The organism is Variovorax sp. Varisp46, from assembly GCF_059491885.1.
Window position 1 is genome coordinate 668,597 of record NZ_CP168515.1, and the last position, 18,397, is coordinate 686,993.

Here is an 18,397-nt window from a genome sequence, read left to right on the forward strand (position 1 = left end):
CAGCATGCTCGACTGGAATCCCGCGCTCTACCGTCGCTACGAGGACGAGCGCACACGACCCGCGCAGGAGCTCCTCGCGCGGGTGCCGCTGACCGAAGCCGACCGCGTGGTCGACCTCGGTTGCGGGCCGGGCAATTCCACCGAGCTGCTGGTGCAGCGGTTCCCGAAGGCGCAAGTCCTCGGAACCGACAACTCCGAAGCCATGCTGGTCAGCGCGCGCGAGCGGCTGCCGAAGGCAGGCTTCGAGTTGAGCGACATCGCGACCTGGGCGCCGCAGTCTCCGGAACAAGCGCCCGACCTCATTTACGCCAATGCGTCCCTGCAATGGGTGCCCGATCACGAAAAGCTGATCCCGCGCCTGTTCGACGCGCTGGCCCCGGGTGGCGTGCTCGCCATCCAGATGCCCGACAACCGTCAGGAACCTACACACCGCCTGATGCGCGCGCTGGCGGCCGAAGCGCCGTGGGCCGAGCCCATCGGCGATGCCGACAGGCTGCGCACCCTGCTGCTGCCGCTCAGCGGCTACTACGACCTGCTGGCGCCGCATGCCGCCAGCGTCGATGTCTGGCACACGATCTACCAGCACCGCATGGCCGATGCCGCCTCCATCGTCGAATGGGTGCGCAGCACCGGCCTGAAGCCTTTCGTCGACCGCTTGCCGGTCGACCTGCAGGCGAGCTACCTCGCCGAGTATCAGCGCCGCGTGGACGAGGCGTATCCCGCCCGCGCCGACGGCAAGCGGCTGCTCGCCTTCCCGCGCATGTTCATCGTGGCGCAAAAGGGCAGGGCATGACCCACACCGCCCATCCCGCCGAAGTGCTGCTGGGTGCACAGGCCGGCGCCGTGACGCTGCCCGTGTGCGATCACTACAGCGGCGTCGAGGCGCGCATGAAGAAGAGCCTCGCGCTCCAGGCCGAGATGGCCGAGGAGTTCGGCGCCTGCGTATTCGACGTCACCCTCGATTGCGAAGACGGCGCCCCCGTGGGTGGCGAAGCCGAGCATGCCGCGCTCGTTACCGAACTGGCGCTGGCCGCGAAACCCGGCATGCGCGTCGGCGTGCGCGTGCACCCCGTCGATCACCCCGCCTTTGCTGGCGACGTGATCACCATTGCGGGCCGTGCCGCCCAACGCCTGAGCCACCTGATGGTGCCGAAGGTCGAATCGGTGGCCGATGTGTTGCAGGCTGTTGCGGCGCTCGAGGCGGCGGATGCCGACGCATTGCCGCTGCACGTGCTGATCGAATCGCCGCTCGCCGTGCACAACGCCTTCGAGATTGCGGCCCATCCGCGCGTGCAGTCGCTGAGCTTCGGCCTCATGGATTTCGTCTCGGCGCATGCTGGTGCGATCCCCGCCGATGGCATGGGGGCGGCAGGGCAGTTCAGCCACCCGCTGGTGGTGCGCGCCAAGCTGGCCATCGCGTCGGCCGCACATGCCTATGGCAAGGTGCCGTCGCACTGCGTGGTTACCGAGTTCAACAACACCGATGCCATGCGTACGGCGGCGCGCAAGGCGGCCGACGAATTCGGCTACACGCGCATGTGGAGCATCCACCCGAACCAGATCCGCCCCATCCTCGAGGCCTTTGCGCCGGATGAGGCGCAGATTCAGATCGCCTCACAAATCATTGCAAAAGCCGCGGCCGCGGATTGGGCTCCGACACAAATTGATGGCACATTGCACGACCGCGCGAGCTACCGCCACTTTTGGCAGGTCTTGACGCGTGCCCATGCAACAGGGCGCGCGTTGCCCCCCGAGGCGAAAGCCTGGTTTGCGCTCGCGGCCTCCTGAAACCACCCCTGAATCCAGCCTCAAGGAAACCCACACATGAAGAAAATTGCCCTGATTGCCGCCGTCGCGTTGGCGCTGCCGTTCGCCGCACTGGCCCAGGATGCGGCCAAGCCCGCCGCCAAGACGACGGCCAAGAAGGCGCCGGCCAAGCATCAAGTCACCCGCCGCGCCGCCAAGGCCGTCGAGGAAGTCACCCCGGTCAACACCGATACCGACGTGACGCTCAACGACGCTGACCTGGCCGTGGCCCAGCGCGTGTCGACCGGCCGTGCCCAGTGCGAACTCGGCGCCGACGTGACCGTCACGCCCGACGAGAAGAAGCCCGGCTTCTTCACCGTGACCACCAAGGGCCTGAAGTACCGGATGCACCCGGTCGAAAGCCGCACCGGCGCCATCCGCCTCGAAGACCCGCGTGCCGGCGCCATGTGGCTGCAGCTTGGCAACAAGTCGATGCTGATGAACCAGAAGGCCGGACTGCGCATCGCCGACGAATGCCAGACGGCCGCCCAGGTCGCGTTTGCAGAAGAAATGAAGAAAAACCCGCCGAAGAGCCTTTTCGAAGGCGCCGACCCGGCCAAGAAGTAAGTAACGAAACGGCGTGCGGCGCGGCTCTTGCTTGCTGCGTTGCACGCCCGCCAGCCCAGTTTCCGGAGAAAAGAAGATGTTGCAAGCCTACGTTGACCATGTTGCCGAACGCGCCGCGCTCGGTATCCCGCCGCTGCCTTTGAGCGCGAAGCAGACCTCTGAAGCGATCGAGCTCCTCAAGAGCGCGAATGCCAAGGACGGCGCCTTCCTGCTCGATCTGCTCACCCATCGTGTGCCTGCCGGCGTCGACGACGCGGCCAAGGTCAAGGCGAGCTACCTTGCGGCCGTGGCCCACGGCACCGAGAAGAGCGAGTTCCTGTCGCGCGCCCGCGCCACCGAACTGCTTGGCACCATGCTCGGCGGCTACAACATCAGCCCCATGATCGACCTGCTCGACGACGCCGAAGTCGGCGCCGTGGCGGCCGAAGGCCTGAAGAAAACCCTGTTGATGTTCGACCAGTTCCACGACGTCAAGGAAAAGGCCGACAAGGGCAACGTGCACGCCAAGGGCGTGCTGCAAAGCTGGGCCGACGCCGAGTGGTTCACCAGCCGCCCCGAAGTGCCGAAGAGCATCACCGTCAGCATCTTCAAGGTGGCTGGCGAAATCAACACCGACGACCTGTCGCCCGCCCCCGACGCGACGACCCGTCCCGACATTCCGATGCACGCCCTGGCGATGCACAAGAACGCGCGCCCCGGCATCGTGCCCGAGGAAGACGGCAAGCGCGGCCCGGTGAAGTTCATCGAAGACCTGCGCGCGCGCGGCCACCTCGTGGCCTACGCGGGCGACGTGGTCGGCACGGGTTCGTCGCGCAAGAGCGCCACCAACTCGGTGCTCTGGTTCACCGGCGAAGACATTCCCTTCGTTCCTAACAAGCGTTTCGGCGGCGTCTGCCTCGGCGGCAAGATCGCTCCCATCTTCTACAACACGATGGAAGACTCGGGCGCGCTGCCGATCGAACTCGACGTCACGCAGATGGAAATGGGCGACGTGGTCGAACTGCGTCCCTACGAGGGCAAGGCGCTGAAGGACGGCAAGGTCATCGCCGAATTCCAGGTCAAGAGCGACGTGCTGTTCGACGAAGTGCGCGCCGGCGGCCGCATTCCGCTGATCATCGGCCGCGGCCTGACGGCCAAGGCGCGCGAGGCACTGGGCCTGCCCGTGTCGACGCTGTTCCGCCTGCCGACCAGCCCCGTCGACACCAAGAAGGGCTTCTCGCTCGCGCAGAAGATGGTCGGCCGCGCCTGCGGCCTGCCCGAAGGCCAGGGCGTGCGCCCGGGCACGTATTGCGAACCCAAGATGACCTCGGTCGGCTCGCAGGACACCACCGGCCCGATGACGCGCGACGAGCTGAAGGACCTGGCTTGCCTGGGCTTCTCGGCCGACCTCGTGATGCAGTCGTTCTGCCACACGGCCGCATACCCGAAGAAGGTCGACGTCAAGATGCACCACGAACTTCCCGAGTTCATGGCCAACCGCGGCGGCGTGTCGCTGCGCCCGGGCGACGGCGTGATCCATTCCTGGCTCAACCGCCTGCTGACGCCCGACACCGTCGGCACCGGCGGCGACAGCCACACCCGCTTCCCCATCGGCATCAGCTTCCCGGCCGGCTCCGGCCTCGTGGCCTTCGCGGCCGCCACCGGCGTGATGCCGCTGGACATGCCCGAGTCGGTGCTCGTGCGCTTCAAGGGCAAGATGCAGCCCGGCGTCACGCTGCGCGACCTGGTCAACGCCATTCCGCTGTACGCCATCAAGGCGGGCCTGCTGACCGTGGCCAAGCAAGGCAAGAAGAACATCTTCTCGGGCCGCATCCTCGAAATCGAAGGCCTGCCCGACCTGAAGGTGGAACAAGCCTTCGAGCTGAGCGACGCTTCGGCCGAACGCTCGGCCGCTGGTTGCACCGTGCACCTGAACAAGGAGCCGATCGCCGAGTACATCAACAGCAACATCACGCTGATGAAGTGGATGATTGCCGAAGGCTATACCGACGCGCGCACGCTGCAACGCCGCATCGCCGCGCAAGAGGCATGGCTGGCCGACCAGCAACTGCTCAAGGGCGACGCCGACGCCGAATACGCCGCTGTCATCGAAATCGACCTGGCCGAGATCCACGAGCCCATCGTGGCCTGCCCGAACGACCCCGACGACGTGAAGACGCTCAGCGACGTGGCCGGAGCCCAGATCGACGAAGTGTTCATCGGCTCGTGCATGACCAACATCGGCCACTTCCGCGCCGCGTCGAAGCTGCTCGAGGGCAAGCGCGACATTCCGGTCAAGCTCTGGATCGCGCCGCCTACCAAGATGGACGCACACCAGCTCACCGAAGAGGGCCACTATGGCGTGTTCGGCAATGCAGGTGCTCGCACCGAAATGCCGGGCTGCTCGCTGTGCATGGGCAACCAGGCGCAGGTGCGCGAAGGCGCCACGGTGATGTCGACCAGCACCCGCAACTTCCCCAACCGACTGGGCAAGAACACCAACGTGTACCTCGGCTCGGCCGAGCTGGCCGCCATCTGCTCGCGCCTCGGTCGCATCCCGACCCGCGAGGAGTACATGGCCGCCACGGGCGTGCTCGATGCGTCCAGCGCGCAGATCTACCAGTACCTGAACTTCGACAAGATCGAAGACTACAAGGGCGTGGCGGACACGGTCGCGGCCTGATCTTCTTCGGATCGCTCCAATCAAAAAGCCCCGCTTCGGCGGGGCTTTTTTGTGGGCGATGCGCCCCTCGTTGCTCAGAGCGACGGCGCGTTGGGCTGCAGGTACTCCTGGCCCGTGAGCACCATCTTCGCGCCGACCGGGCCGCCCACTGCATGGGGCAGGGAGGTCAGCAACGAGTTGGCGAAGTCGCCGCGGTACAGCTTGGCGCCCTGGTGCGTCAGGTTGGAATTGGCATCGATGTAGATCGACTCGCCCAGCCCCGACCACAGGCGGCAGAAGCCGTAGTCTTCCGAGAGATAGCGACGCGTCTGCGGGTCGACCATGACATCGAAGAAGCGGTAGTGCAGGCCGAGGTCGGCCTCGCCGATGCTGTCGGGTACGTAGCGGAGATCAGGGTAGCTCGCCATGAGCCGCTCGAACACAGCACGCTTGATCACCATGAAGCCGGTCGGCGCCTCGGTCATCTCCATGAAGCCGTCAGGCTGGATCGTGAGCTCGACCTGCGAAGTGGTCTCCGAAGCTTTGGCGTTGACCGTGTAGCGGGTGAAGGTGGCCTCGAACTGCTGCTGCGTCGTGCCCGCGGCCACGCCGCCATCGGGCCAGTTCTCCCGCTTCAACGGGTAGACGCCGGCCGCGATGTCGTAGCCCGACAGCAGCAGCCGGAAGGCCGCCTGCGCCGAGAAGCCGATGTCGGCGTCAATCCAGAACAGGTGGGTCCATTGCGGATTGGCGAGGAACTGGGCCACGCAGTTGTTCCGCGCGCGCGTCACCAGGCTCTCGCCCTGGTGCATCAGCACCTGCATCCGCATGCCGGCGCGCTCGGCCTGGACCGTGAAGTTCAGCATCGAGGCGACGTAGTTCTGGAAGAACTTGCCGTCGTGACTCGGCGTCACGACCACGGGAAAGAACTGCCCGAGTTCGGACGGGTCAAGCATTGCGGGCTCCGTGTGCCTGTCTATCGGGCAGGGCGCTGCATCAGGCCGAGCAGCAGGTTGTTGTAGACCTCGGTGGCCGCGGCGTTGCCGGGGAGGTAGCGGTCGATCAGGCTGCGCTGGCGCTCGCGATAGGCGGCTGCCTGCGCATCATGCGTGTCGATGGCTTCGAGCACCCGGTCGCTGCCACCGGCCACATCGTTGCCCTCGTAGTAGTAGCCGAGGTCCGCGCACAGATGCGCGTTGTGCACCAGCGGATAGCCCTGCCAGCAGGTTTCCAGGTAGAAGTAGTTGAGCGGGTTCTCCCACTGGTGCGAGACAACGATGTCCGTGTTCTGCGCCAGGAAAACAGGCGTTTCGTGCCGCCCGAGGAACACCGCCTTGTGCTCGCGGACGAGGTCGAGCTGGTTCATCAGCGTGATGAACTCCATGTTCTCCCTGGCCAGGCGTTCGGCGTTGGTGACCTGCAGCAGTGCGATGGAGCCGGGCCGCGCGCGGTAGGCCAGTTCGGCGATCAGGACGGGGTAGAGGCAGAACTTCACTACGTTGATGTTCGGCTCCATCACGCTCAGCCGGCGCGGCCCGGCGTGCGGCTGATAGACGCCGGCATCGGGCAGGGCGCGCGTGCGTTCGTCGAGAAACACGGGGCTCCAGACGAAGGGCACGGGCCGCGCTTCGGCCCGACGCAGCACCTCGAAGTAGGGTTGGCTGATGTTTGCCACCTGCGGAACCATCCAGATGTCGTCGTAGCGCTGGTTCACGAACAGGTTTTGCCCCCAGAGCGGCTTGTTGAACAGCATCGACTCCATGGCGTGCACGTATTCGAAGCCGCAGCAGTAGGACACCAGCCGCGCGCCTCGTCGCTTCAGGTAGTCGGTCTGCGCCGGGTCGATCTGGCCACCGAGCTCGATCAGCACGTCCACGTTGTCCCTGGCCGCCTCGAAGGTCACGGTGGGCCAACGCATCTGGTCCCAGGGCAGGGAAGGGGTGATGGGGGTCGCCGTGGTGTTGACCAACACCACCGAGGCCACGCCCGGGCAGTGCTTTAGCGCTTCTGCAAGGAACACGGCGTTCTGCTTGATGCCGTTGTTCCAGAGGGTTTCGGCCTCGTGGTGGAGGCCGATGGTGATGCCGATGCGAAGCTTGGAAGCGGGTGGCATTAAATTGTTTCGTAAATGTTAATTGCCTAGGGCAGGCCATTTAAGACCGTATCCGTATATCGAATTCGTCCGGATTTTTGTGATGAATTTCATATTTTTCCGGGTAGTCACCCTTGAATCTTGCGAAAAAGAGAGTGGATCGCCGATCGCCCAGAAGGCAGCAGTAAGGGCAGCGTTGAGCGAAGTTGCTCTCTGTTGGCATTCTAGAAGTTGCTCTTCTGGCCGTAGTACTCCGACAACTACCGCCTCCGGGAAAAGTAACTCTTCGCCGGGTTTTGTGAACTAAATCATCAGGATTGGTTTTCCTGGTCCCGGCAATTACTCCTAAATGTAAACAAGTCCGTACATTCCAGCATTCCTGCAATCAAGGCGCCTGCGTGTGCCTTCAGCGATGGAACCTGGCGCAGGGCGCATCGCACTGTTGGTCGATCTCAACCTGCCCGTTTCTCACCGCGAGCCGAATCAAAGCAAATGAACAAGTCCTACAGAAGCATCTGGAACGAAGCACTTGGTGCATGGGTGGCTACGTCCGAAATCACTTCGGCACGGGGTAAACGGAGTAGCGGGACGACAAGATCCATGCCCGTATTGGCCGCGGTCGCTGCCGCATTTGGATTGATGCAGGGGTGGCCGACTGCATCGCTAGCCAATGTTGTCAGAACGAACGAAACGTGCGCCACCTTTTCGAGCGGTGTGGTCGGTCGAATCAATCCCGGCACGACAACTAACGGGCCCGCAGGCGGCGGTTCGCCGGCGCAAGATGGCTCGGGCACGTACTCGGTCGTCGAGGGCTGTAATGCCGTTGGTGGGGGATTTGTTGGCGTTACTGTGTTGGGCGCCTTTGCAACGGCGGGCGGCGACGGTGCTGCGGCGTTCGGTCTTCTCAGCAACGCGAATAAGTGGAGCACTGCCTTTGGCCTGGAGTCCAGCGCAACGGGCATCTCGAGTATCGCGATGGGCTTCGGGAGCAACGCTTCAGCTATCAATGCTGTTGCGATAGGAGGCTCAGGGGGAAATGGGACTACACCGCTGAGCGTTGCCAATTCCACGACCGCCTCGGGCGCTGGAGCTGTTGCCATCGGCAGCAATGCGACCAAGGGAGCGCAGGCAGGTGCATCCGATGCCATCGCCATTGGCGGCGAGTCATCCGTGGTTGCTGCTGCAACATCCGGCATTGCCATCGGCCGCGGCGCCGTCGCGAGCACCGCGCGCAGCGTCGCGCTGGGCGATGGCAGCACGACGGCTGCAGCGACGGCCGTTCCCAGTGCAACCGTCGGAAGCGTCACCTATGGGGGCTTCGCAGGCGCTGCACCGATCGGAGTGGTCAGCGTCGGCGCTGTGGGTTCGGAGCGCCAAGTCACCAATGTGGCCGCGGGCCGCGTGACATCCAGCTCGACGGATGCGATCAACGGCAGCCAGCTGTTTTCCGGATTGAGCACGACCGATAGCAGCATCAGCAGCTTGTCGACGTCGACGTCGACGGGTCTGAGCACAGCGACCAGTGGCATCAGCAGTCTGTCGACCGGCCTGAGCACGACGAACAGCAAGGTCGCCAGCTTGTCCACATCGACCTCCACGGGGTTGAGCACTGCGACGAGCGGTATCACCAGCCTGTCCTCGGGCCTGAGCACCACCAATAGCAATGTGGCGAGCTTGTCGACTTCGACCTCCACAGGCCTGAGCACGGCAACGAGCGGAATCACCAGCCTGTCTTCTGGGTTGAGCACCACCAACAGCAATGTGGCTAGCCTGTCGACCTCGACCTCCACGGGGCTGAGCACCGCAACCGGCGGCATCACAAGTCTGTCGAGTGGCTTGAGCACGACGAACAGCAATGTGGCCAGCCTGTCGACTTCCACTTCGACGGGCCTGAGCACCACCAATAGCAATGTGGCGAGCTTGTCGACTTCGACCTCCACAGGCCTGAGCACGGCAACGAGCGGAATCACCAGCCTGTCTTCTGGGTTGAGCACCACCAACAGCAATGTGGCCAGCCTGTCGACCTCGACGTCGACCGGCCTGAGCACGGCTACGAGCAGCATCGGCAGCTTGTCCACGTCGACTTCGACGGGTTTGAGCACTGCGACGAGCGGCATCACCAGCCTGTCTTCTGGTCTGAGCACCACCAACAGCAATGTGACGAGCTTGTCGACCTCGACCTCCACAGGCCTGAGCACCGCAACCAGCGGCATCACGAGCCTGTCAAGCGGCCTGAGCACGACGAACAGCAATGTCTCCAGCTTGTCGACTTCGACTTCGACGGGTCTTAGCACTGCTACGAGCGGTATCACCAGCCTGTCGAGCGGCCTGAGTACGACCAACAGTGCTGTCGCCAGCCTGTCGACTTCGACCTCCACGGGGCTGAGCACAGCCACCAGCAGCATCAGCAGCCTGTCGACCTCGACCTCCACCGGCTTGAGCACATCGACGAGCGGCATCGGCAGCCTTTCGACGGGCCTCAGCACAACCAACAGCAATGTGAGCAGTCTGTCGACTTCGACTTCGACGGGTCTGAGCACTGCGACCAGCGGTATCGGTAGCTTGTCTACCAGCCTCAGCACAACGGACAGCAACCTGGCCAGCCTGTCTACGTCGACCTCGACGGGCCTGAGCACTGCAACAAGCGGCATCAGCAGCCTGTCGACGGGGCTCAGCACGACGAACAGCAACGTTGCCAGCTTGTCGACTTCAACGTCCACCGGGCTGAGCACCGCGACCAGCGGTATCAGCAGCCTCTCCACCGGCCTGAGCACGACGAACAGCAGTGTGGGTAGCTTGTCGACCTCGACGTCGACGGGCCTGAGCACAGCTACCAGCGGTATCACCAGCCTGTCGAGCGGCCTGAGCACGACCAATAGCAACGTCGCCAGCCTGTCGACCTCGACCTCCACGGGGCTGAGCACCGCGACCAGCGGCATCACAAGTCTGTCGAGTGGCTTGAGCACGACGAACAGCAATGTGGCTAGCCTGTCGACCTCGACGTCGACCGGTCTGAGCACGGCTACGAGCAGCATCGGCAGCTTGTCCACGTCGACTTCGACGGGTTTGAGCACTGCGACCAGCGGCATCACCAGCCTGTCGACGGGCCTCAGCACGACCAACAGCAGCCTCAGCAGCCTCTCAACTTCGACATCCTCGGGCCTGAGCACCTCCTTCAGCGGCATTGGAAGCTTGTCGACGGGGCTGAGCACGACGAACAGCAACCTGAGTACGCTGAGTTCGTCGGTCAGCACGATCTACAACACCGGTACGAAGTATTTCCATACCAACAGTACGGGTGCAGACAGTCAGGCTCTCGGTGCCGACAGCGTGGCCATCGGCCAGAACGCGATATCGAATGGCAACGCCAGCGTGGCGCTGGGCTTGAATGCGCAGACCAACGTGGCCAACAGCGTAGCGCTGGGCGCTGGCTCAGTGGCCAACGTGGGGGCGCTGACCAACTACACCGCCTTCGGCCTAGCCGCGCCGCAAACCTCGTCGGGCGAGGTAAACGTGGGCAATCGCCAGATCACGGGGGTGGCCCCGGGCAGTGCTCCGCAGGATGCCGTCAATGTCAGCCAACTTTCCACGACCGCGGGTTCGTTGTCGACCGGCCTGAGCACGACCAACAGTGCCGTCGCCAGCCTGTCGACCTCGACCTCCACGGGGCTGAGTACGGCCACCAGCGGCATCTCCAGCCTGTCGACCGCTTTGAGCACGGCGGGCAGCGGTCTCGACAGTCTGTCGACCGGCCTGAGCACGACCAACAGTACTGTTGCCAGCTTGTCGACCTCGACGTCAACCGGCCTGAGCACTGCGACGAGCAGTATCGGCAGTCTGTCGACTTCGACTTCCACGGGGCTGAGCACGGCCACCAGCGGTATTTCTAGCCTGTCGAGCGGCTTGAGCACCACCAACAGCAACGTGGCCAGCTTGTCGACTTCGACCTCGACGGGCCTGAGTACTGCGACAAGCGGCATCAGCAGCCTGTCGACGGGTCTCAGCACGACAAACAGCAACGTGGTTAGCCTGTCCACGTCGACCTCGACCGGTTTGAGCACGGCGACCAGCGGTATCGCCAGCCTGTCGACCTCGACGTCTACCGGGCTGAGTACGGCTACCAGCAGCATCGACAGCTTGTCCACGTCGACTTCGACCGGCTTGAGTACCGCGACGAGCGGCATCAGCAGCCTTTCGACGGGCCTCAGCACAACCAACAGCAATGTGAGCAGCCTGTCGACTTCGACCTCGACGGGCCTGAGCACGGCCACCAGCGGCATCACCAGCCTGTCCACCGGCCTGAGCACGACGAACAGCAACGTCGCCAGCCTGTCGACCTCGACCTCCACCGGCTTGAGCACAGCGACGAGCGGCATCAGCAGCCTGTCGACGGGCCTCAGCACGACCAACAGCAACGTCGCCAGCTTGTCGACCTCGACCTCCACGGGTCTGAGCACTGCTACGAGCAGCATCGACAGCCTGTCCACCTCGACCTCCACCGGCTTGAGCACGGCGACCAGCGGCATCAGCAGCCTGTCGAGCGGCCTGAGTACGACCAACAGCAATGTGAGCAGCCTGTCGACCTCGACCTCCACCGGTCTGAGCACCGCAACGAGCGGCATCAGCAGCCTGTCCACCGGCCTGAGCACGACAAACAGCAACGTAACCAGCCTGTCGACGTCGACCTCGACTGGCCTCAGCACGACCAACAGCAACGTGAGCAGCCTGTCGACTTCGACCTCGACGGGTCTGAGCACGGCGACTAGCGGTATCACCAGTCTGTCGAGCGGCCTCAGCACGACGAACAGCAATGTCGCCAGCCTGTCGACCTCGACCTCCACCGGCTTGAGCACAGCGACGAGCGGCATCAACAGCCTTTCGACGGGCCTCAGCACAACCAACAGCAATGTGAGCAGCCTGTCGACTTCGACCTCCACGGGTCTGAGCACGGCCACGAGCAGCATCGACAGCCTGTCCACCTCGACCTCGACTGGCCTGAGCACCGCAACGAGCGGCATCAGCAGCCTGTCCACCGGCCTGAGCACGACCAACAGCAACGTCGCCAGCTTGTCGACCTCGACTTCGACGGGCCTGAGCACTGCAACAAGCGGTATCACCAGTCTGTCGAGCGGCCTGAGCACGACGAACAGCAACGTGGCCAGCTTGTCGACCTCGACTTCGACGGGCCTGAGCACTGCAACAAGCGGCATCAGCAGCCTGTCCACTGGCTTGAGCACTACGAACAGCAGCGTGGCCAGCTTGTCGACGTCGACGTCGACCGGTCTGAGCACCGCCACAAGCAGCATCGACAGCTTGTCCACGTCGACTTCGACGGGCCTGAGCACCGCGACCAGTGGCATCAGCAGCCTGTCCACCGGCCTGAGCACTGCGACAAGCGGTATCACCAGCCTGTCGAGCGGCCTGAGCACGACCAACAGTAACGTGGCCAGCCTGTCGACGTCGACGTCGACCGGTCTGAGCACCGCTACGAGCAGCATCGACAGCCTGTCCACCTCGACCTCGACTGGACTGAGCACCGCGACCAGTGGCATCAGCAGCCTGTCCACCGGCCTGAGCACGACGAACAGCAGCGTGGCCAGCCTGTCGACCTCGACCTCGACGGGTCTCAGTACGGCGACCAGCGGTATCACCAGTCTGTCGAGCGGCTTGAGCACGACCAACAGCAACGTCGCCAGCCTGTCGACCTCGACCTCCACCGGTCTGAGCACAGCGACGAGCAGCATCGACAGCTTGTCCACGTCGACCTCGACGGGTCTGAGCACCGCGACCAGCGGCATCAGCAGCCTTTCGACGGGCCTCAGCACGACCAATAGCAATGTGAGCAGCCTGTCGACCTCCACATCGACAGGGCTGAGTACTGCGACGAGCGGTATCACCAGTCTGTCCTCGGGGCTGAGCACGACGAACAGCAATGTTGCTAGCCTGTCGACTTCAACCTCGACTGGCCTGAGCACCGCAACGAGCAGCATCAGCAGCCTGTCTTCTGGACTGAGCACTACCAACAGCAATGTGGCGAGCCTGTCGACCTCGACTTCGACGGGCCTGAGCACGGCAACCAGCGGCATCAGCAGCCTGTCCACTGGCTTGAGCACGACAAACAGCAACGTCGCCAGCCTGTCGACCTCGACCTCTACGGGTCTGAGTACGGCCACCAGCGGCATCAGCAGCCTGTCCACTGGCCTGAGCACGACGAACAGCAACGTCGCCAGCCTGTCGACCTCGACCTCCACCGGTCTGAGCACGGCCACGAGCAGCATCGACAGTCTGTCCACGTCGACCTCGACGGGTTTGAGCACCGCGACCAGTGGCATCAGCAGCCTGTCCACCGGCCTGAGCACGACCAACAGCAACGTAACCAGCCTGTCGACCTCGACCTCGACCGGTCTGAGCACTGCGACCAGCGGCATCAGCAGCCTCTCGACCGGCCTCAGCACGACCAACAGCAACGTAACCAGCCTGTCGACCTCGACCTCGACGGGTCTGAGCACTGCGACCAGCGGTATCACCAGTCTGTCGAGCGGCCTGAGCACGACCAACAGCAACGTGGCCAGCCTGTCGACGTCGACCTCGACTGGCCTGAGCACCGCAACGAGCGGCATCAGCAGCCTGTCCAGCGGCCTGAGCACCGCGACCAGCAGCATCGGCAGCTTGTCGACCGGCCTTGCCAATTCGGTCCAGTACGACGATGCAAGCCACTCCAGGGTCACGCTGGGAGGCGTGGGTGCAACCTCGCCGGTCATCCTCACGAACGTCGCCGCGGGTGTGAATCCCACCGATGCAGTGAACTTCGGTCAGCTGACGTCGCTGTCGACCTCGCTTGGTGGCGGTATCGGCAGCCTGTCGACCAGCCTGAGCACGACAAACAGCAACGTGGCCAGCCTGTCGACCTCGACCTCCACGGGCCTGAGCACGGCCACGAGCAGCATCGACAGCTTGTCCACGTCGACTTCGACGGGTCTGAGCACCGCCACCAGCAGCATCAGCAGCCTGTCGACGGGGCTCAGCACGACGAACAGCAACGTTGCGAGCCTGTCCACGTCGACCTCCACCGGGCTGAGCACGGCTACAAGCAGCATCGACAGCTTGTCCACGTCGACTTCGACGGGCTTGAGCACCGCGACCAGCGGCATCAGCAGCCTGTCCACCGGCTTGAGCACGACCAACAGCAACGTTGCCAGCCTCTCGACTTCGACTTCCACCGGCCTGAGCACTGCCACGAGCAGCATCGACAGCCTGTCCACGTCGACCTCGACGGGTCTGAGCACCGCGACCAGCAGCATCAGCAGCCTGTCGACGGGCCTGAGCACGACCAACAGCAACGTGGCCAGCCTGTCGGCATCGGTCTCGACCGGCCTGAGCACGACCACGAGCAGCATCGGCAGCTTGTCCACGGGCTTGAGCACGACGAACAGCAACGTGACCAGCCTGTCGACCTCGACTTCCACAGGTCTGAGCACCGCGACCAGCAGCATCGGCAGCCTCTCCACCGGCCTGAGCACGGTGTCGAGCACGGTCGACAGCCTGTCCACCGGCCTGAGCACCACGACGAGCGGCATCGGCAGCCTGTCGACGGGCTTGAGCACGACGAACAGCAGCGTGGCCAGCCTGTCGACCTCGACTTCGACCGGCCTGAGCACGGCGACGAGCAGCATCGGCAGCCTGTCCACCGGCCTGAGCACGACGAACAGCAGCGTGGCAAGCCTGTCGACTTCGACCTCGTCGGGCCTGAGCACCGCGACCAGCGGCATCGCCAGTCTGTCGACCGGTGTCGGCAGCCTGTCGAGCAGCCTGAGCACGACCAACGTCAACGTCAACAGCCTGAGCACGTCGGTCAACAACATCTACAACACCGGCACCAAGTACTTCCACGCCAACTCGACGGCGGCGGATGCCCAAGCCTCTGGCCAGGAAGCCGTGGCGATCGGCCCGCAATCGATGGCCAGCGGCGCCAACTCGTTTGCAGCCGGCAACGGCGCCCGGGCCACGGCCGACGGCGCGGTGGCGGTGGGCTTCGGCGCCCAGGCGACGGGTGCGAACGCGATCGCCATCGGTACCGGGGCGCTGGCCACGGGCTCGCAGGCCATTGGTGTGAACTCCCGCGCAGGCGGCGGTGGCGTGGCGCTGGGCGACAACGCCGACGCAGGCGGTACGGCGCTGAGCCAGGCGCAGAACATTTCCAAGGGCACGGCCATCGGCTTCGGCGCCATCGTGCAGCAAAGCGGCGGCGTGGCGCTGGGCTCGGGCTCGGTGGCTTCCACCGCGGCGGGTGTGGCCGGCTACGTGCCGGGCAGCGCGACGGCGCAGCAGGCGGCGGCCATCAGGGCAACCACCAGCACGCAGGCCGCGGTGTCGGTGGGCGATGCGGCCTCCGGCCAGTATCGCCAGATCACCGGCGTGGCGGCAGGTACGGCCGACAGCGACGCCACCAACGTGGCGCAATTGAGGGCCACGGCCAATGCGGTTGCGGCCGGCGGCGTGCAGTACGCGACCAACCCGGACGGCTCGGTCAACTACAACCAGGTCACGCTGGGCGGCGGGCAGGCACCGGGCGGCACGCGCATCAGCAACGTGGCGCCGGGCGTGCTGCCGACGGACGCCGTGAACCTGAACCAGCTGAACCAGGTGAAGGGACAGGTCGGCGACGTGGCGCGCATCGCCTACTCGGGCACGGCCATGGCCTTCGCGATGTCGGGCACGTACCTGCCGACGTTGTACCCCGGCGAAAAGACCGTGGGCGTGGGTCTCGGCAGCTACAAGGGCTACAGCGCCGTGGCGCTGACATTCAAGGCGCTGTCCGATGACGGCAAGATGTCCTGGGGCGCGGGCCTGACGACCACGGGCAAGGAGTGGGGCATCAACGCCGGCATCGGCTGGAAGTGGAAGTAAGCAAGCCGCTGAATCGCCCCTGACCGGGCGGCTCCCGCGCTGACGGTGCGGGAGCCGTTTTTTTTGGTACACACTTCGCCCCCATGCGCATTGGTATTTCAGTCCTCACCCACGCGGGGCAGAACATCTGGGAAAACGGAATGGGGCAGAACGTCCTGTTTCTCGCCCGGCTGCTGCAACGCATCGAGTTCGTCGAATCCGTGACCCTGGTCGACGCCGGCGACCAGCCGAGCATGCCGCCACAGGTCGACCTGACCGCCATGGGCCTGGCTTTCGGGCGGGCCCGCGACCTGACCGATGCGCTGGACGTGGTCATCGAGATGGCCGGCGCGCTCGACGTGCAATGGCTCTCCTACTTCCGCGCATGCGGCGGCCGCGTGGTGTTCCATTGCGTGGGCCAGCCCTTCGCGGCGCTGGCCGAGCCGATCGTGTTCACCGACAAGGGCCACTTCAGCAAGCCCGACCGCTGCGACGAGGTGTGGCTGCTGCCCAAGGACGCGGTGTTCGCGCCGATGATGCGCACCATGCACCGCTGCCCGGTGTTCGAGGTGCCGTATCTCTGGTCGCCGCAGTTCCTGGCCCAGCGCGTCGCGGAGGTCGAGACCGCGGGCCACCGTTTCGGCTACACGCCGCGCACGGCCGAGCAGCCGGGGTTTCGGGTGGCGATCTTCGAGCCCAATATCTCGGTGGTGAAGTCCAGCAGCGTGCCCATGCTGATCTGCGACGGGGCCTATCGCGCCGACCCAACCGCCGTGGCCTCGATGCAGGTGCTCAACACCCTGCACGTCAAGGACCACCCGACGATGCTGTACCTGGCGAACTCGCTCGACATCGTGCGCCAGCACAAGGCGATCTTCCACGGCCGGCACGACTTCGCGGGCTTCATGGTGCAGTTCGCCGATGCGGTGGTTTCGCACCAGTGGCAGAACGACCAGAACTACAGCTACCTCGATGCGCTCTACGGCAACTACCCGCTGGTGCACAACTCGCCCTGGCTGCGCGATGCCGGCTATTTCTACCCCGACTTCGACATCGCCGCCGGCGCGGCGCAACTGCTGCAGGCGGTGCGCAGCCACGACAGGCAACTGCACGACTACCGCGCGCGCTCCCTGCGGGTCTTCGAGACGCTCGATCCGCTCCACCGGGCGAACGTCGACGGCTATGCGCAGCGCCTGCTGCACCTGGTGGGCGGCAATGCCGCATTCCGTGCCGACGGCGTGAGGAGCGCCGCATGAGCGAAGCGCAGAAAAAGGCCACCATGCCGGCCAAGCTGAAGGTCGGCGTTTCCATCTTCATCCGCAAGGGCGAGCAGAGCCTGTGGGAGAACGGCGTCTACCAGAACTGCCTGTTCCTCGTGATGCTGCTGCTGCGTTCGCCGCGCGTGGAAAGCGCCGTGCTGGTGGCCGGCGGCGGCGACGGCGGTCCTGCGGATGCAACCAATTTCCTGGCCGACTCGCCGGTGCCCATCGTCGACATGGCCACGGCCGCACAAGAACTCGATCTCATGATCGAGATGAGTGCCCAGCTGGCCATGTCGTGGTCCGTGGCGTTTCGCGAACGCGGCGGCAAGATCGTCTCGATGCGTGTGGGCAACGACTACGTGATCGACATCGAGCGGATGATCTTCGACAAGCCGCACGGCCTGCTGGTCTCTGGCGCACCATACGACGAGGTCTGGACGATCCCCGAGTACGAGGTGTCGTGCAAGCCTTACTTCGAGAGCACCTTCCGCGCGCCGGTGCGGCTGATGCCTCACCTCTGGAGCCCGATGGTGCTGGAGCGCGCCATGACCCGCGCGCCGCAGAGTCCGCCGTTTGCCTACGAACCCGGCCGCAAGCAGTGGCGCGTGGCCATCTTCGAGCCCAACATCTGCATGGTGAAGACGAGCTTCATCCCGATGCTCGGCTGCGAGGCGGCGCACCGCGCGCAGCCGCGGCTGATCGAGAAGATGTGGGTCTACAACAGCTTCCATCTGAAGGACAAGCCGCTGTTCATCGGCTTCGCGCAAAGCCTGGACATCGTGCAGCACGGGCTGGCCACCTTCGAGGGGCGCTTCCCGGTCTACCAGGTGATGCCGGGCAAGATCGACGCCGTGTTCGCGCACCACTGGGAGAACGCGCAGAACTACCTCTACTACGAGGCCCTGTACGGCGGCTATCCGCTGATCCACAACTCGCACCTCATCGGCGACTGCGGCTACCGCTATCACGGCTTCGACTGCGAGGAGGGCGGTCGCGCCCTGCAGCGCGCCTTCGCCGAACACGACGCCGATCTGCCGGCCTACCGCGAACGCGCGCGCCGCTTCATCGCGACGCTCGACCCCGAGGGCGAGGACAACGTGCGAACGTACACCGCCGCCATCGAGAACCTTTACGCATGAGGAC

Annotated in this window: 9 protein-coding genes and 2 pseudogenes; 9 read left to right on the forward strand and 2 right to left on the reverse strand. The window is 64.8% G+C overall.

Going from position 1 to position 18,397, the window contains the following annotated elements; genetic code table 11:
* Positions 1 to 4: 4 nt before the first annotated feature.
* From tam to ACEN9N_RS03075, 4 genes are all read left to right on the forward strand, one after another.
* A complete protein-coding gene (gene tam / locus ACEN9N_RS03060) occupies positions 5 to 793 on the forward strand; it encodes a trans-aconitate 2-methyltransferase (protein ID WP_413314969.1) in 789 nt (262 codons plus the stop codon).
* A complete protein-coding gene (locus ACEN9N_RS03065) occupies positions 790 to 1,788 on the forward strand; it encodes an HpcH/HpaI aldolase/citrate lyase family protein (RefSeq protein WP_413314968.1) in 999 nt (332 codons plus the stop codon). The genes tam and ACEN9N_RS03065 overlap by 4 nt, the downstream gene beginning before the upstream one ends.
* A gap of 36 nt (positions 1,789 to 1,824) precedes the next feature.
* Positions 1,825 to 2,373, forward strand: a complete 549-nt coding sequence (locus ACEN9N_RS03070) for a hypothetical protein (RefSeq protein ID WP_007830517.1) — start codon at positions 1,825 to 1,827, stop codon at positions 2,371 to 2,373.
* Positions 2,374 to 2,449: 76 nt separating this feature from the next.
* Positions 2,450 to 5,035, forward strand: coding sequence for a bifunctional aconitate hydratase 2/2-methylisocitrate dehydratase (locus tag ACEN9N_RS03075; protein WP_413314966.1), 2,586 nt, complete (start codon positions 2,450 to 2,452; stop codon positions 5,033 to 5,035).
* A 74-nt stretch (positions 5,036 to 5,109) separates the two neighbouring features.
* On the opposite strand, the gene ACEN9N_RS03080 is transcribed toward ACEN9N_RS03075, so the two are convergent.
* Entirely contained in the window at positions 5,110 to 5,970 is an 861-nt protein-coding gene (locus tag ACEN9N_RS03080; RefSeq protein ID WP_495655332.1) for a hypothetical protein, read from the reverse strand.
* A gap of 20 nt (positions 5,971 to 5,990) precedes the next feature.
* Positions 5,991 to 7,127, reverse strand: a complete 1,137-nt coding sequence (locus tag ACEN9N_RS03085; protein ID WP_495655333.1) for a DUF2827 domain-containing protein — start codon at positions 7,125 to 7,127, stop codon at positions 5,991 to 5,993.
* A 471-nt stretch (positions 7,128 to 7,598) separates the two neighbouring features.
* Between ACEN9N_RS03085 and ACEN9N_RS03090 the strand changes: the two are divergent.
* The 5 genes and pseudogenes from ACEN9N_RS03090 to ACEN9N_RS03110 form a co-directional block, all read left to right on the forward strand.
* Positions 7,599 to 7,679, forward strand: a pseudogene (locus tag ACEN9N_RS03090) (ESPR domain-containing protein); the annotation flags it as partial.
* 768 nt (positions 7,680 to 8,447) lie between these two features.
* Positions 8,448 to 14,216 (forward strand): annotated as a pseudogene (locus ACEN9N_RS03095) (ESPR-type extended signal peptide-containing protein); the annotation flags it as partial.
* Positions 14,217 to 14,819: 603 nt separating this feature from the next.
* On the forward strand, positions 14,820 to 16,013 hold the full coding sequence (locus tag ACEN9N_RS03100; protein ID WP_495656443.1) for a YadA-like family protein: 1,194 nt from the start codon (positions 14,820 to 14,822) through the stop codon (positions 16,011 to 16,013).
* A gap of 83 nt (positions 16,014 to 16,096) precedes the next feature.
* The gene (locus ACEN9N_RS03105) at positions 16,097 to 17,248 is read left to right on the forward strand and encodes a DUF2827 family protein (RefSeq protein WP_495655334.1); all 1,152 of its coding nucleotides are present in this window, start codon (positions 16,097 to 16,099) and stop codon (positions 17,246 to 17,248) included.
* Positions 17,245 to 18,393, forward strand: coding sequence for a DUF2827 domain-containing protein (locus tag ACEN9N_RS03110; protein WP_495655335.1), 1,149 nt, complete (start codon positions 17,245 to 17,247; stop codon positions 18,391 to 18,393). The genes ACEN9N_RS03105 and ACEN9N_RS03110 overlap by 4 nt, the downstream gene beginning before the upstream one ends.
* The last annotated feature ends 4 nt before the right edge of the window (positions 18,394 to 18,397 follow it).